At 41.6% G+C, this 15043-nt stretch carries 17 protein-coding genes; 8 read left to right on the top strand and 9 right to left on the bottom strand.

Annotation, left to right across the window (positions count from 1 at the left end; translation table 11 throughout):
* The 5 genes from ACKTT2_RS02805 to ACKTT2_RS02785 form a co-directional block, all read left to right on the top strand.
* On the top strand, nucleotides 1-3118 hold a 3118-nt coding region (locus ACKTT2_RS02805), incomplete at its 5' end, for a CHAT domain-containing protein (RefSeq protein ID WP_407883751.1).
* 38 nt (nucleotides 3119-3156) lie between these two features.
* On the top strand, nucleotides 3157-3540 hold the full coding sequence (locus ACKTT2_RS02800; protein ID WP_407883749.1) for a hypothetical protein: 384 nt from the start codon (nucleotides 3157-3159) through the stop codon (nucleotides 3538-3540).
* On the top strand, nucleotides 3537-5042 hold the full coding sequence (locus ACKTT2_RS02795; RefSeq protein ID WP_407883747.1) for a hypothetical protein: 1506 nt from the start codon (nucleotides 3537-3539) through the stop codon (nucleotides 5040-5042). The genes ACKTT2_RS02800 and ACKTT2_RS02795 overlap by 4 nt, the downstream gene beginning before the upstream one ends.
* Nucleotides 5043-5444: 402 nt before the next feature.
* The gene (gene pglZ, locus ACKTT2_RS02790) at nucleotides 5445-6587 is read left to right on the top strand and encodes a BREX-3 system phosphatase PglZ (protein ID WP_407883753.1); all 1143 of its coding nucleotides are present in this window, start codon (nucleotides 5445-5447) and stop codon (nucleotides 6585-6587) included.
* Between the two features lie 5 nt (nucleotides 6588-6592).
* Nucleotides 6593-6973 (top strand): hypothetical protein, encoded by a 381-nt coding sequence (locus ACKTT2_RS02785; RefSeq protein WP_407883745.1) that lies wholly within the window; start codon nucleotides 6593-6595, stop codon nucleotides 6971-6973.
* A 13-nt stretch (nucleotides 6974-6986) separates the two neighbouring features.
* Here ACKTT2_RS02785 and ACKTT2_RS02780 read toward each other — a convergent pair whose 3' ends face one another.
* Nucleotides 6987-8609, bottom strand: coding sequence for an IS200/IS605 family accessory protein TnpB-related protein (locus ACKTT2_RS02780; protein ID WP_407883743.1), 1623 nt, complete (start codon nucleotides 8607-8609; stop codon nucleotides 6987-6989).
* Between the two features lie 72 nt (nucleotides 8610-8681).
* Here ACKTT2_RS02780 and ACKTT2_RS02775 point away from each other — a divergent pair, with 72 nt between their 5' ends.
* Nucleotides 8682-8855: a hypothetical protein gene (locus ACKTT2_RS02775; protein WP_407883741.1), complete on the top strand. Its 174-nt coding sequence runs from the start codon at nucleotides 8682-8684 to the stop codon at nucleotides 8853-8855.
* A 76-nt stretch (nucleotides 8856-8931) separates the two neighbouring features.
* On the top strand, nucleotides 8932-9330 hold the full coding sequence (locus tag ACKTT2_RS02770) for a hypothetical protein (RefSeq protein WP_407883739.1): 399 nt from the start codon (nucleotides 8932-8934) through the stop codon (nucleotides 9328-9330).
* 106 nt (nucleotides 9331-9436) lie between these two features.
* On the opposite strand, the gene ACKTT2_RS02765 is transcribed toward ACKTT2_RS02770, so the two are convergent.
* Nucleotides 9437-9961: a hypothetical protein gene (locus ACKTT2_RS02765; protein ID WP_407883737.1), complete on the bottom strand. Its 525-nt coding sequence runs from the start codon at nucleotides 9959-9961 to the stop codon at nucleotides 9437-9439.
* A 22-nt stretch (nucleotides 9962-9983) separates the two neighbouring features.
* A complete protein-coding gene (locus tag ACKTT2_RS02760; protein WP_407883735.1) occupies nucleotides 9984-10178 on the bottom strand; it encodes a hypothetical protein in 195 nt (64 codons plus the stop codon).
* A gap of 171 nt (nucleotides 10179-10349) precedes the next feature.
* Here ACKTT2_RS02760 and ACKTT2_RS02755 point away from each other — a divergent pair, with 171 nt between their 5' ends.
* Entirely contained in the window at nucleotides 10350-11642 is a 1293-nt protein-coding gene (locus ACKTT2_RS02755; protein ID WP_407883733.1) for an amino acid permease, read from the top strand.
* A 119-nt stretch (nucleotides 11643-11761) separates the two neighbouring features.
* Here ACKTT2_RS02755 and ACKTT2_RS02750 read toward each other — a convergent pair whose 3' ends face one another.
* The 6 genes from ACKTT2_RS02750 to ACKTT2_RS02725 form a co-directional block, all read right to left on the bottom strand.
* Nucleotides 11762-12256 (bottom strand): cupin domain-containing protein, encoded by a 495-nt coding sequence (locus ACKTT2_RS02750; protein ID WP_407883731.1) that lies wholly within the window; start codon nucleotides 12254-12256, stop codon nucleotides 11762-11764.
* Nucleotides 12257-12783: 527 nt separating this feature from the next.
* Nucleotides 12784-13113: a retropepsin-like aspartic protease gene (locus ACKTT2_RS02745; RefSeq protein ID WP_407883729.1), complete on the bottom strand. Its 330-nt coding sequence runs from the start codon at nucleotides 13111-13113 to the stop codon at nucleotides 12784-12786.
* A gap of 23 nt (nucleotides 13114-13136) precedes the next feature.
* Nucleotides 13137-13259 (bottom strand): hypothetical protein, encoded by a 123-nt coding sequence (locus ACKTT2_RS02740; RefSeq protein WP_407883727.1) that lies wholly within the window; start codon nucleotides 13257-13259, stop codon nucleotides 13137-13139.
* Between the two features lie 19 nt (nucleotides 13260-13278).
* On the bottom strand, nucleotides 13279-13494 hold the full coding sequence (locus ACKTT2_RS02735; protein ID WP_407883725.1) for a DUF6887 family protein: 216 nt from the start codon (nucleotides 13492-13494) through the stop codon (nucleotides 13279-13281).
* Nucleotides 13494-13676 (bottom strand): DUF6888 family protein, encoded by a 183-nt coding sequence (locus tag ACKTT2_RS02730; protein ID WP_407883723.1) that lies wholly within the window; start codon nucleotides 13674-13676, stop codon nucleotides 13494-13496. Before ACKTT2_RS02730 ends, ACKTT2_RS02735 begins: the two co-directional genes overlap by 1 nt.
* A gap of 161 nt (nucleotides 13677-13837) precedes the next feature.
* On the bottom strand, nucleotides 13838-15043 hold a 1206-nt coding region (locus tag ACKTT2_RS02725; protein WP_407883721.1), incomplete at its 5' end, for a ferredoxin:protochlorophyllide reductase (ATP-dependent) subunit N.

Genomic DNA, 15043 nt, shown 5'->3' with positions numbered 1-15043 from the left:
ATGGGCAATGACCCAAAACAATCTTGCCAATGCCTACTGTAACCGGATAAAAGGGGAGAGGGCAGACAATCTCGAACGGGCAATTGCCTTTTACACTACCGTACTTGAAGTCTACACCCGCGATGCTTTCCCAGAAGATTGGGCAGCTACCCAACACAATCTCGCTACTGCCTACTCTGACCGGATAAAAGGGGAGAGGGCAGACAATCTCGAACGGGCAATTGCCTTTTACACTGCCGCAGTTGAAGTCTACACCCGCGATGCTTTCCCAGAACAATGGGCAATGACCCAAAACAATCTCGCCCTTGCCTACTGGAAGCGGATAAAAGGGGAGAGGGCAGACAATCTCGAACGGGCAATTGCCTTTTACACTGCCGCAGTTGAAGTCTTTACCCGCAATGCTTTTCCAGAAGATTGGGCAGCTACCCAACACAATCTCGCCAATGCTTACTTATACCGGATAAAAGGGGAAAGGGCAGACAATCTCGAACGGGCAATTGTCTTTTACACTGCCGCACTTGAAGTCCGTACCCGCGATGCTTTCCCAGAAGATTGGGCAATGACCCAAAACAATCTCGCCAATGCTTACTTATACCGGACAAAAGGGGAACGGGCAGACAATCTCGAACATGCAATTGCCTTTTACACTGCCGCAGTTGAAGTCCGTACCCGCGATGCTTTCCCAGAACAATGGGCAGGTATCCAACACAATCTCGCCAATACCTACTCACACCAGATAAAAGGGGAACGGGCAGACAATCTCGAACGTGCAATTGCCTTTTACACTGCCGCAGTTGAAGTCTACACCCGCGATGTATTCCTAGAACAATGGGCAATGACCCAAAACAATCTCGCCAATGCCTACTCATACCGAATAAAAGGGGAACGGGCAGACAATCTCGAACGTGCAATTGCCTTTTACACTGCCGTACTTGAAGTCTACACCCGCGATGCTTTCCCAGTCGATTGGGCAATGACCCAAAACAATCTCGCCAGTGCCTACTCATACCGAATAAAAGAGGAACGGGCAGATAATCTCGAAGGTGCAATTGCCTTTTACACTGCCGCACTTGAAGTTCGTACCCGCGATGCTTTCCCAGTCGATTGGGCAATGACCCAAAATAATCTCGCCAATGCCTACTCTGACCGGATAAGAGGGGAATGGGCAGACAATCTCGAAGGTGCAATTGCCTTTTACACTGCCGCACTTAAAGTCTTTACCCGCGATGCTTTCCCAGAACAATGGGCAATGACCCAAAACAATCTCGCCAATGCTTACCGCGATCTAGAACAATTTGACGAAGCCATTCAGTGTTTCAAGTTAGCCCTAGAAATCTTTACACCTAACGCCTTTCCTATCAATTGCCTTCAATCGGGTCGCAACTTGGGTAACACAGCTTTTGATATCCAACAGTGGTCGGTAGCAATTGAGGGCTATGATGCTGCCATTCAAGCTGTGGAACAAAGCTGCGAATGGGCTAGTAGCCAGACAACTCGTCAGGAATTGCGGGAAGCTGCAATTGATGTCTATACTCAAATAGTGAAAGCTTGTATTGCGAATAACCAGGTGGACAAAGGAATTGAATATGTCGAGCGTAGCAAAGTCCGTACTTTAGTTGAACTTTTAGCCAACCGCAACGACTTTCTGCCGAAAGGGGACATTCCCCAAACAGTCCTTGAACAACTGCAAGACCTTAAACAGCAAATTGGAGTTAAAAGGCAATTGCTAGAGGTTTCAGAAAATAGTGGGGGCGTCAAGCAGCTGCAACAAGAATTAAATGAGTTACAGTCTCAGCTAGAACTGGTGCTGAATCAAATTAAACCTATAGATCCCAGCTACCAGTTTACCCAAAAGGTTCAACCCATCTCTTTTGAAGAAATTCGCAAGGCGATAGACGATCGCACTGCTATCATTGCATGGTTCCTCATATCCGATCGCTTTTTCACCTTTGTTATCACCCACGAAAATGCCCCTTATTTCTGGGAATCTTCCAGTGATGACTTAACTGCTTTAGAACAGTGGTGGGATGAATATCTCAATGACTACGAAACTTTCAAAGATAACAAAACAATTGAGTGGAAAACGCAATTTGCTTCTCGTCTCCAGGAACTTTCAGTCATTTTGCATTTAGATAATATCCTCTCTCACATTCCTAGCGCGTGCCAGCAACTCATTCTTATTCCCCATCGTTACCTGCATCTCTTACCTCTGCACGCATTACCATTACAGTCTCAAGAATACCTTCTGGACAAATTCCCAGATGGTGTCCGTTACGCCCCTAGCAATCAGCTATTGCAGCTGAGTCAAAGAGTAGCATCACAGCAAACCTCGTCGTCTCTGGGGGACTTTTTTGCTCTCCAAAATCCTACCAACGATTTAGAGTTTACCGATCTTGAAGTTGAAGCCATTCAGCATAATTTTGACCGCAAGCAAATTTTGTCTAAGGAGAAAGCTACTAAAAAAGCTCTCGAACAACCACCATTTTCCAATGCTTTTCTTCATGCTGAATGCGTTCACTTTGCCTGTCATGGTTTTTTTCACGCGCCAAACCCTCTACTTTCTCACTTGTTGTTGGCGGAGTCTCTTGTTGCGTCCGACTCTTCTATCAAAACTACCACTGAAGCAACTCGATATCTCCCCTGGCGAGATAGTCAATATGCCGATCTAGAGAAATGCCTCACTTTAAGAGAAATTTTTGCCCTAAACCTCAAGCAATGCCGTCTTGTCACTCTTGCGGCTTGCGAAACTGGCTTAACAGACTGGAGCAAGCTTACCGACGAATATATCGGTTTAGCAAGTAGTTTCTTGGTAGCAGGTAGCCCCACCATCGTCAGTAGTCTTTGGGTGGTAAATGACCTTTCCACTTGTTTTTTGATGATTAGATTTTACCAAATTCTGCAAGCAGAACCATCGATCGCCAAAGCCTTAAATAATGCTCAGTGCTGGTTACGAGATGTAACAAAGGAGGAATTACAGCAGTGGATAGAGAAATTGAGTTTGAGTCCTGGTAAACTATTGTGGTTGCAAAGCAAGTTGCAAAGCTGGTTGAGTCAAGCAAACAACAAACCTTTTCAATCTCCCGAACATTGGGCTGCATTTTGTACGATTGGGCATTAAAATCAACTGATTATTTAACTTATAGTAGGGATATTATTATGTCACCTGACGAACAGAATATCAAAGGGCTTGTAAAGCTGATTCAGTCTCTGCCGTCTCTCTTCTCAAGTGAAGACCAAATTTCCCTATGGAAGTTAGTCAATAGTTTACCTAATGATGCAGAACAGATCTCCAATGCGATCGCAGAGTGGACTCAGGAGCGTAAAGATATACGGAGCAAGCTTTTGCCTTTTATTGCTCAAAGTTCCAATTACAACGTAATAATAACAAGAGGTCCTTCAGAAGATCCCGAACCAGTTAACCCAAAAGATTACAAAAATATAATTATCAATGCCATGCGAGAGGTTAGTTTTCAATCTGAAACCCAGCAGCCCAGTTCCCAACCTTCGCCTCAACCCAAGCCTTCGGACTCTCCACAATGAACCAAAACTCCTCGGTGCAAATCTGCAATCCTAGCCTCACTCTTTTTGCCTTCCATTTGCGTAATAGCTTGAGCGAAGGTTCTGAGCAAGTGAAAGATAAAGCTAACCATTTATGGGAGCAGTGCGTCGAATTGGGAGAACAACTCAAGATTAATGAACTAGAGTCTTTGAAGTCGAAACTCGCGTGCTACGACGAGAAAACAGGCATATATAATTCGGCTCTTGAAGAAGCAGCTTTGGAAAAAAAGTATCAAGATAAAAATTCTAGTTTGCCATTAGATTTATTAAGACAAGAAAATTCACCAATTCTCAAATTTCGATCTCCTACTTTGGCAAATATTCCTCAACGTTCGGGAGAAATTTATCCACTTCGCATTCATGATACCTATGCTGTTGACCTAACTTTTCGCTATAAAGAATCTGTAGACATTGCCCAACTCAGTTATCTTAATCCTAATGGATACTTGTTGTCTAGTTGGATGCGTCCTTCCTTAGGAGAAACACTGTTACTATTTGCCAAACCTCTGAACGATCGCGATGACTATCGAACTTTGGCAGATAATTGTGTCAATGCTGTGTTACCCACAACAACTCAATCTCTAGTAACTTGTATTGCCCAGGGAAAACTCTTTGGTGGTTCGATTTTTGAGTATGAAAACGAGCAAGAAGACCCCACTAAACATTATCATCTCTGGATATGGTTCAACCCTGATGGCGTCAAAAATTTGCCCCAAGAAACAACAAGTTATTTATTAAATCTCCTATGTTGCCGTAGCAAAATTCTTTTTGCCTACCATCAAGCAAGACAAGGTTATCGGGAAGCACGGGAACTTTACAGTCAGCTAGAAACAGAAGCTCAAGTTTTTAATAACCTGTCTGCTGACTCAGATTCACGACTGAAAAAGCTCAAGGAACTGCTCACTAAGCTCTCACCCATTGGGTTTCGATATGCTCGTCTTCTTAGAGATATGCAAGATAGCGACCAGTCTATAATCACCAATATAGAAAATTATAACCGATGGTTGCAAAAAATTCTCCAAAAAAGTCTAGAGAACTTTTCAGATGATGATTTAGAGTTTTTAAAGACCTTTCGCGATCGCACTTCCAAGCGCTTGCACGAACAGATTCAGACAGACCTAAATTATTTATCTCCAGGTCGAGATATGTTTCAACAAGCGATCGCTCTATGTCGGGGTTTAGTAGAAATTGACCAAGCGGAACGCAATAAGCAACAAGAAGACATAGAAAAAGAACGCGATCGTAACTTCCAAACAACAGCATTTGCGGTTGGTGCTGGTTTAACAGTGGGAGGAATTGTTATCTCTGCTTCGAGCCAAGTGACAGACAAAAACCCGCTTCAAATACCATGGTCTCCTACAGCATCTTCCTCTCCCCATCCTTTTGTGCTGTGGGTTATCGGAAGTATTGTTTCTGGGTTAATTGCAGCATGGATAACTTGGTCTGTAACTAAGTGTTGGCAAAAACATAGCAAAGATGCTTAATAGCATTTTTATCTTACATAAGTCTTATTGGTAAAATTCTTACTCTAGATTGAGCTTTGTCAACAGTCACTAAAGCACCAATATTGAGTTCGGATTCAAACTGACGTAAGGCAGAAATTACAAGATTTTCTATACTGGTAGGTAAAATATCTTGAGTTCATACTTGAATGACACTTGGTGTATCCTCACTAGTTAACTTTAATTGTGCTGACTTACTTAGTTCAATCCAAAATCCACAATATAAAATCCAAAATCGTATGAGTTGGCGCGACCATATACTCACAGAATTTACTCCCCAAGTAGCACCTCTGACACTGGTTGCTGACCCAGACAATTTGCTGTCAGAAGAGGGAGTACTCCAAGCAATTCAACAACGAGGTTTTGAGATAATGACCTTTGAGAATGCGATGGTTAGCTGTGGGCTTGCGTATCGATCCAGTTGTTCAGCGACAGCAGCGCTTGCAAAAGCTAATGGAATCTGTAGAGTCTTCGCAACCTCTTAACGATGCCAAATATCAAGAATGGCTCAAGTTTGCTCAAACTTGGGCAGAACTGTTAGTTCTATGGCATCAACAGACAAAATCAAACCCATTATCAGCGATGTTTCTAACACTACAAGAGAAGGTTGATAATGCCTTTTTGACTTGGGTCAGTTCTCGCTACAGTGGTCTTTACAATCAGTCAGCTATCAGCCCTGTTATGGTACACCAAATTACGCGCTTTCTTGCACGGCTATATGAATCAGAAAAGACAAACAAAATAGCGCTGGTAGTTATAGATGGTTTAGCCTTTGACCAGTGGTTAATTCTGCGAAATATTTTACTAAAACAAAGTCCCCAATTCAAATTTCATGAAGAAGCAACCTTTGCTTGGATACCAACTATCACCTCCGTGTCCCGACAGGCCATATTTGCAGGAAAACCTCCCATTTATTTTGCAAATAGTCTTGAAACCACAGCAAAAGAAGAGTTGTTTTGGACACAATTTTGGTCTGACCAAGGTATTATCAAACCTCAAGTAACATATACGAAAGGGCTAGGAGAACCAGGTAGTCTTTTAGAAGTTGAGAAGATTGTGTCCCATCCAAAACTAAAAGTCGTGGGTTTGGTAGTCGATAAAGTTGATAAGATTATGCACGGGATGCAACTTGGCATGGCAGGTATGCACAACCAAGTTCGCCAATGGGCAGAGACAGGCTTCCTAGCAGAACTTCTCAACCTACTGCTATCAAAAGGTTTCCAAGTTTTTCTCACATCAGATCGTGGGAACCTAGAAGCCACTGGTATCGGACAACCGCAAGAAGGTGCGATCGCAGATCTACGTGGAGAACGTGTTAGAGTATACTCTAATGATATGTTGAGGGCAAAAGTCAAAAGCCAATTTCCCAATGCGATCGAGTGGCAACCAACAGGGCTACCAGAAAAATATTTACCACTTTTGGCTCCTGCACGCCAAGCCTTTGTGCGAGAAGGACAACAAATTGTCGCTCATGGGGGTATCTCTATTGAAGAGTTAGTTGTACCATTTATTAACGTTTTAGGTTGAAGCAGATGAGCAAACAGCTTTCAGTTGGCTACAGTCAAGGCATTCAGTTAGAGTGGTTGGAATTGACAGCCAAACTGTTATTAGCTGGTTCTACGCGTAAGGAAATTAAAACCGCATTAGATGAGCTATTACGGGACAAGCTATCAGTTGGCAATCATAATAGATCGAGCAGTCGAGCCAAGACAATTTCAATTCTCCTCAAGATTTGGGTAGCAGTTCCAGAAAGCTTGCAACCCTTGAGAAATGAGGGGTTAGAATATTTAAGAACTACCCCACTGCATCAACATCTAGCCATTCATTGGGGAATGACAATGGCTGCTTACCGCTCGATAAAGTCTACTCAGATCTACTCACGCATGAGCAAATCTCTTCAACCGGAAAGATAGCGGTCAATCAAACCTACCTTGAAGGATTTACACCTTCACAGACGGATGGGGAGTTAGACTCCCATGCTTGTGCCGAAGCGCGTGGAAACCCCAGGTTTCCGGTGTTCACCAAGCCATCACCCGCAGACCCTGTGAGAGTAGGTGTACCAAACCAAGCATTACGAGAACCTGCCTTCAAGTAATGCTTATTGAATCGCTGCCAGTGTGCAAAGACGTGCTTACGAGGTTCGGGTTGAATCGAAGTCTGCAAGGCGTATCTTGCTGGCAGTTTCTCATAGTACATTCCCATTCCACGACGCGCTAAAACTAGACCCGCCGCGCTATCACTACCCATACCATAACGTTTCATATACTTAACAACGCCGATTTGGCTAGAATATTTGGGACTAACCTCAAGAATTTTGATACCTAGTTTTAAGCATCTAGCTTTTAATAATTCAAAGAACTTGGCATAAGCAAAACCTGATAACATCCGATTGTACAAGCGAGCGCGTTTGAATTGTTTCTTCTTGTCGGAAAAGTCTAATTTCTCAATAACAATTGGCTTCAATGTAGCTAGCGCTCTGGATGTCAGTTCTGTAATAGCACCAGCCAATCTTGCTTCAGTTTGTTCTGTTGAGCATGAATGTAAATCTAAATTGACTTTTCCCCAAGCTACAGGATTCCCGTGACGGTTGGTCGCACACCATCCTATAGAGCCGGGATTAATATCTAAACCTATGCACCCTGCATATTTGTCATTACTAGTGATAGAAAAGTTGACCAAACAAGTAATAGCGACTACCCACTTCCCTTTTTTATTTTTGCTAAATACATAAGTCAGAGCCTTGTTTAATGCCCAAGCGGTAACTATCAAGTCATATCCATACTTATTAATTTTATGAAGTGGCAAGGTACAATATTCGCCGTATATTGACTCTAAAAAATAAGGGACACGAATTTTTAAACTGGGGATGACGCCCGGTGTTAGCTGACATATTTGATTGCTGTTAGTTTCGTTAGTACTCCCGACAAATGGAATCTTGCCGTCTGAACCCAAATTAACTTTGACACCTCGTTGGACTACTTTAGCTCTCTTGTCTAAGTACATCCTCAATTGGCGTTTTTTTTGATGTAATTGCTGTTTAGCTAGTTGTAAGTAAGTTTTCCCATGCGGTTTACCATTAATGGGACAAGCATTATCAAACTCAGGCGCTTTCTTAAGTACTGGAGTTTTTTTCAGTTTTCCAGCTTTAGTTTTTTGGGGGTATTTGATTGCTAAATTATGTTTCTCTACTGCTTGGGCATATTCCCGGTGACTCTTCAGTCGTTTGTTCAACCGTTCGATTTCTGCCTTAACTGATTTTATTTTGGCATCTAGTGTATCAATATGCCTTTTCTGGCATATGAGTGCCGACTCAATTTCACCTGTAACAAAATTAATAACACTGTTGGCATGACGCTTGTTTACCTTGTGGGTGTTTTGAATTAGTGAGTTTAACTTCTCTTTTTTCATATCACTTTGCAAACCTTCTAATGCCACAAGGGACATCTCTGCTGCTACTCTTGAGAATTGGTCTAACATCTCAAGCGTCCGTGTTTCACCTGGTAAATTATTCTCAATCTGAGTCACGTAAGTTTGATAAACTTGCGGCATCCGCTTCACCTCCTTTGCTGCTATTTGTTAGACTATTCGTATGACATTTAGTATAACAGGACAAGTCCTAAAATGGCAAGAGATTATAGATTAGTCGTTAGACTTACCGAGCGAGAGCGGCAAAAGGTGGAGAATCTTGCTCGAACATTGGGAGTCTCTATGTCAGAAGTCGTTCAGGACTGGATTAAAACTTTACCGGAGCCGGAGATTGATCGCCAACCTCTACTCAAAAAAGAGGAGGAATGAGTAGATCTGAGGAGAAATTTGTTTACAGTTCCTCAGCCCCTTTTTTGGACTTGTTACTGAAACTGTTGGACGTTTGGTGCGGCTACAAGGTACAGTTGCAGCATCTACCGTGCAAAGACGAATCAAAGAAAAACTCGGCGAACGTGAAACAGTTTCAAGAGCAACTAGACGAGTTCTACGATGCTGTGTTGATTGGGGTGTCCTGGAAGACACAACAGAAAAAGGTGTTTATCAATCAGCAAAAGTTCAATTCATAGACAACAAAGCATTAGCCGCATGGTTGATAGAAGCAGCTTTAGTTGCCAGTCATTCAGAGATACAAGCTTTAGGTAGAATTAGTCAAACACCCGCACTGTTTCCATTTACTGTTAGTCCCCTGAACATAAGAGATTTAGATTTAGATTTAGAAGGTCATCAAAGGTTAGAATTATTTCGCCAAGGGCTTGATGAAAATATGGTCATGCTCCGGCGTTAATTTCCCGTACTACTTCAACATTAGTTCTGAATTACTAACTTTCAAATCATACTAGCAACTGCGATCGCGAATACTGTAACTTCCAGAACTTAACTTATAAAAAACCTCATGACGCTAAAGATCTGCTGTTTGAACTAGTATAAGACCATTTTGAGCCAGATCCAACTTTAAGAACCATCTGATGGGGAGTAAAAATTTCCCAATACGGTAAGTCAATACCCTCTTCATTATCTTCATTATTTGGAAGCAAAATTAACTTGTATTTATTGTTGAAAGCTATACTAAGACCAAGGTTTTGGTAGTTAATTTCTACAGCAGCGATCGCATTGTTTGCGATGATATCAAGTCGCTGTTTGATGATTTCAGAGTCATCTTCAGATGTAACAATAGTTTCGCTTGGGGAATCAATTTGCCATCGAGTTGCTTGCGTACCCAATATCCATGCTCCTTTTTCCTTTCCTATCATCGATTTTTGTGAATAAGTAATTCTTTCTCCAATATGAATAGTCAATTCATCTCCATAACTCAAGCTTGCTTTCCAGCAGGTTTCTCCAATCAATCCACTTATTATCTGGGTAAGCGGTTCTAGATCGCTAAGTCTAGATATGTTCTTAACTAAATTTGTTGTCATAATTCTATCTTTAACTAAGTTTTTATAGTTCTAAAAATTCACGATCTTTTCGTCTCATTTCTTCATAATTAAAATCTCCGCGTTCATTTTTTGAACCACTACGACCGGATGCTTTTTCTTCTTCCAAAAAATCTCCGAATTCTCTTCTCTCTTCTTCTGTCATCTTGAATTCTCTAGCAATAACATTTACTTGCCGAATATCTTTTTTCTTACCCAACTAAGCTCTCATTATGTAGATATAGCTCCTATTATATAGCAATCCGACATCGTTTTTAAAAAGGCTAAAGCCGAATTGCACAGCAAATGAAACTTAGCAAGAGATGTTTTGCTACAATAGATTACACAAGTTAACATATTGTTAAAAAAGCGTGTATATCAGCAAAACTCTATGAAAACGTTACTGAATCCCAACAACCCAGATGTTACTCGGTTGTTTTCTAACCTAGAACTCTACGAAAATAAACTAACCCATCAACCAGGTAGCGTTTTAGGAAACACAGCGCTGATTGCTGGAACCACCATTGGGGCGGGGATTCTAGCTTTACCTGCAGTGACATTGCCGTCCGGAGTCGTACCATCTACAGTTCTACTCATCAGTGTTTGGCTTTATACATTGGTTTCAGGGCTTTTAATTGCAGAAGTGGCTTTGAATGCGATGCGTCGTGTAGGGCGTCCGAGTTTAGGGCTGTTGGTGATGGTGGAGAGGACTCTAGGTTCATTAGCAGCAAGAATTGCAGGCGGAGCATATTTGTTTTTACACTATGCTTTACTTGTGGCATATGTTTCCCAAGGCGGAGATATTCTAGTATCGGCTATGGAAAAACTTTTGGGGATACATTATGTTTTCCCTACTTGGATAGGAACGACGGCTTTCACTCTAATTTTTGGCGGCATTTTGTATCTTGGTAGAGAAAAGTTTATTGAGAAATTAAACAGCGCTTTTGTTGCGATCGTTTTAACTTCATTTGTAGGATTGTTGTTATTAGGAGTCACCCACCTGAACATATCATCATTCGTCTTTCAGGACTGGAAAGCACTACCTCCTGCTGTCTCTGTTATGTTTGTAGCGTTGTTCTACCATAATGTGATTCCTACAATTGTCACCCAGCTTGAAGGAGATGCTCGCAAAATTCGTCAGTCTATTGTTGTTGGTTCTGCTATTCCCCTTGTCATGTTCTTGGCTTGGAATGCAGTGATATTGGGAAGTATCAGTGTAGAAACAATTCAGGTGACAGCAAGTGGAAAAACTTTTGACCCTCTGCATATTCTACAATCGGGAAGTGCTGGAGAATGGCTGGGATTGTTGGTTTCTATTTTTTCTGAGTTTGCGATCGTGACATCATTTATTGGGTTTGTTTACGGCTTGCTAGATTTTTTCAAAGATATTTTTCCAGCAACACCCCAAGAATCTTCCAAGCGTTTGCCGCTTTACTCCTTGATTCTTTTGCCTCCTATGAGTTTATCAGTATTTAATCCCAATATCTTTCTCACAGCTTTAGATTATGCTGGAACCTTTAGTATTTCAGTTTTAGGAGGAATTCTTCCTGCATTGATGAGTTGGAAGCAGCGTCAAGAACAGGAGGAAGGTTTACATAGTACCGTTCAACCCCTTGTTCCTGGTGGTAAGGTAACGCTGATTGTGATGATTGGCGTTGCTTTATTTGTGTTAATTGGTGCATGAGCAGCAACAAACTTGAGTGCTTTCTTACTGATGCGTGAAAACACTCCAGTAATTGCGATCGGTTCCCCTGGGGTTAAATCCTTAAGATTGCCAGGGTTTTTGTTAGCACATAACTAAATCTAGAGAACAAATTTTACTTTATACTTTGTCGTAGCGACTTCAATAGCTTTTTCAATGTCAGTAGGAGTGGGGGGCGCAAAGAGGCTGGGCTTTTCTTCCTCACTTGTGATTTCTTTCACTGGTATCCCTACTTCTGCAAAAAACTGTTCGAGTCCTGCTGGTGTAACCCACATCAAGATTTTGGCAGGCTTTGACCCAGTATTCTTAAAACCGTGAGACTGACTTCTAGAAAAGTGAAGAAAGTTACCAGGAGTAGCGACGATAGTTTGATTCCCTTGCTGGTATTCAATTTCACCTTCTAGAATATAGTGAGCTTCGTCCGCTTCGTCATGGATATGGGGTGGTACAGTGCTTTGCGGTTGCATCACTGTTTCTAATAGTGCATATGCTCCGCTTGTACTTTCCCCAGTTGCTAAAAAGGTGTAGAAATCCCCTAGCACTAAATATGTGGAACTACTACTTTGCTGAACTAATCCGGATTTAAAGTTAACCATTTTGATTCTCCTTCTTTAAAAAAAGTTATTTTTAAGCTTCAGTTTTTGTACATTGTCTGCGGTATCGGCTGAATTAAGATTAAGCTATCTATTGAAAAAGAACAGTCTGAAAAAGTCTTAAATCGTCAGGACTTTAATGCCAATTGGCTTTTGTTGAGATACCTACCCAGTCACCCTCAGTTGTACGACCAACACTATCACACTATACGCGCTTGTATATTTGCTACTTGGTGAGAATTTTGAAAAAAGAGGGTAAAGCATGAAGCAAAAACAGGGAAATTACATCAAGGTCAATAAAGTCCCCATTGACTTAAGCAATTTTTAGAAAAATTCATTTTGATCGAGCGCTAAAGCTGCTACTCCACATATTGTCTTGATGCTGGAACTGCTCTTTCTTTACCCCAATTCTTGATGGCATCAATGTAAAGATTAAGACATCGTGGGTTGGCTCGAGCAAGGAAACCTAACAATAAGGGTTCAATGTTGGGTTTCGTTCCTCAACCCAACCTACGTAATGACCTCTGATGTCACTGCTTTAACTCTTCACGCCATGAAAAAATTATTTTTTCTTCCGCTTGTCTAAACTCAATATTAAACTTATCAAACACAGCCTCTCGTCCCAAAAGCATAACATCTGTAGTATTGTTTTGCAGCCATGCTACAGGGGCTATAAAGCTTTTTCCATCAATAGTCATTTCAACCTTGCGTAAAACACACTCAACAGTTCCGCCTACTGTTTGTGCTAATAATGTTTGTTCTCCGTCAGCCAAGGTATATCCCAAATCTTGACCAGCCTTGAGTGAAATTAAACTAAAGTCAGCCCCCGAATCAACTAACATAATTGCTTTAATTTCCAAATCTTTGTGCTTGAGATTTACTATTAAGGTTTTAAAACTTCTTGTCCCTTATTTGCTTGTATAGCATCCTCTACAGTTGTATTCTCAACCATCAGAGTTTCATGCTCTGTATCTAGCTCGACGGCTACTACCGCAAAGCCGTTCAAGTATGTTTAATTAATTAAACTAAACACTAAATCTTTCTTGGAGACGTTGTGTAATTAATTTAATTTTTTCTTCCCTGGTAAGGGTTTCTAGTTCGTTGACGCTTAAGATCGTTTGCTTGGGATGTTGATGTTTTCGATTGAGGTAAGCATAAAATGCATCTCGATCGTCCTTGTGATTGAGCAAATATTGCTTCAATTCCTGGTCGCTCATTTTGGTATAGTCAACATTATTCATTAGAATATCTCTCCATCGGGTGCAATTTCAATTTCGATGTTTTCTTGATGTCCCGCTAAAATAAACAAGTTATTATTACGTTCATCTATTCGGATAATGTGAATGGGTTGGAACATAACATTAGTTAGTGTATAACACATTATATATAAACTTTGAAGCTGTTTAATTGTCGGTTCATTCATCTAAAAACTTCCGGGAGTTTGGAAACCTTGTAGCTTTAGCTCAAGGATGAAACACGACACGGGCGCTCTTTATTAGCCGTCACCCATACCGATATAAAAATAATAGGAGCGATCGCAGCGCTCCTATACAAATACTACAAATTTCTTTTTAGAGAGTGAGGTTAAATTTTAGCTTCTTCCTTCACCAACTTATCCCAACCCAAATCTTTGAGATTGTTATTCCGCCTCAGTGGGCGAGTGACCAACTCCAGAATATCGCGAGCATTGGTGAATCCATGAATTTGAGCAAAGGTGAACTCTACAGACCACTTAGTGTTGATCCCCCTTGCTTCTAATGGGTTAGCATGAGCCATACCCGTGATTACCAAATCTGGCTTCAAATCGTAAATACGCTGAATTTGATTGTAGTTATCTGGCTTTTCTACAATCTTGGGTAAAGGTACGCCCATTTCCTGACAGGTTTTTTCTAAAAACGCCAACTCAGCTGCTTGGTAGCGCTTATCCATGTAAGGAATACCGACTTCAGGAACCGTCATCCCGCAACGTACTAAGAATCTTGCTAAGGAAACTTCGAGCAAGTTATCGCCCATGAAGAAAACCGACTTTCCACGAATCAGTTTTATATAATCTTCTAAACTTTCCCAAATTTGGGCTTCCCGTTCATCCAATCCTTTGGGAGTAATGCCAAACACCGAGCAGATTTTTTCAATCCAAGCACGGCTACCATCGGGACCGATAGGGAAAGGTGCGCCAATCAGCTTGCACTTACGGCGACGCATTAAGGTGGTTGCGGTGCGGCTGAGGAACGGGTTGACACCAGCAACGTAATACCCTTCTTCAAGAACGGGAAGTTCGGTAAAGCGTTTAGCGGGTAGCCAGCCAGAAACTTGAATGCCTTGCTTCTTCAGTTCTAGTGTTAACTGAGTGACGACAGGATCGGGGAGGGAACCAAAGAGGACTAACGGAGGATGATCCGCATATTCGGATTCTTCGCTAGCAACCTCTTCTTTTTTCTTACCAAAATTCAGTAGCTTTTGAATGGCATTGCGTTCGTTTTTCTCAGCTTCTACTGTGGGGGCTTTGTCAGGACAACGTGTAGCCATTGCAGCTAATACGGTGTCTTCTCCTTGAGTGAAGGCGTAGTCTAAACCGTTGGCACGTGCAACAACAATGGGAATACCAATTTCAGATTCTAGCTTGGGTGCCAAGCCTTCCAAATCCATTTTGATGATTTCCGTGGTACAAGTGCCTATCCACACTATCACGCTGGGATTGCGATCGCGCTTAATCTGCAAACACAACCGCTTTAACTCCTCATAATCATTCAGTTGAGCAGAAATATCGCCTTCTTCTAACTCTGCCATTGC

This window comes from Scytonema hankhaensis NUACC26, from assembly GCF_045865695.1.
Classification (GTDB): domain Bacteria; phylum Cyanobacteriota; class Cyanobacteriia; order Cyanobacteriales; family Nostocaceae; genus Scytonema.
This window is presented reverse-complemented; position numbering and strand designations above follow the sequence as displayed.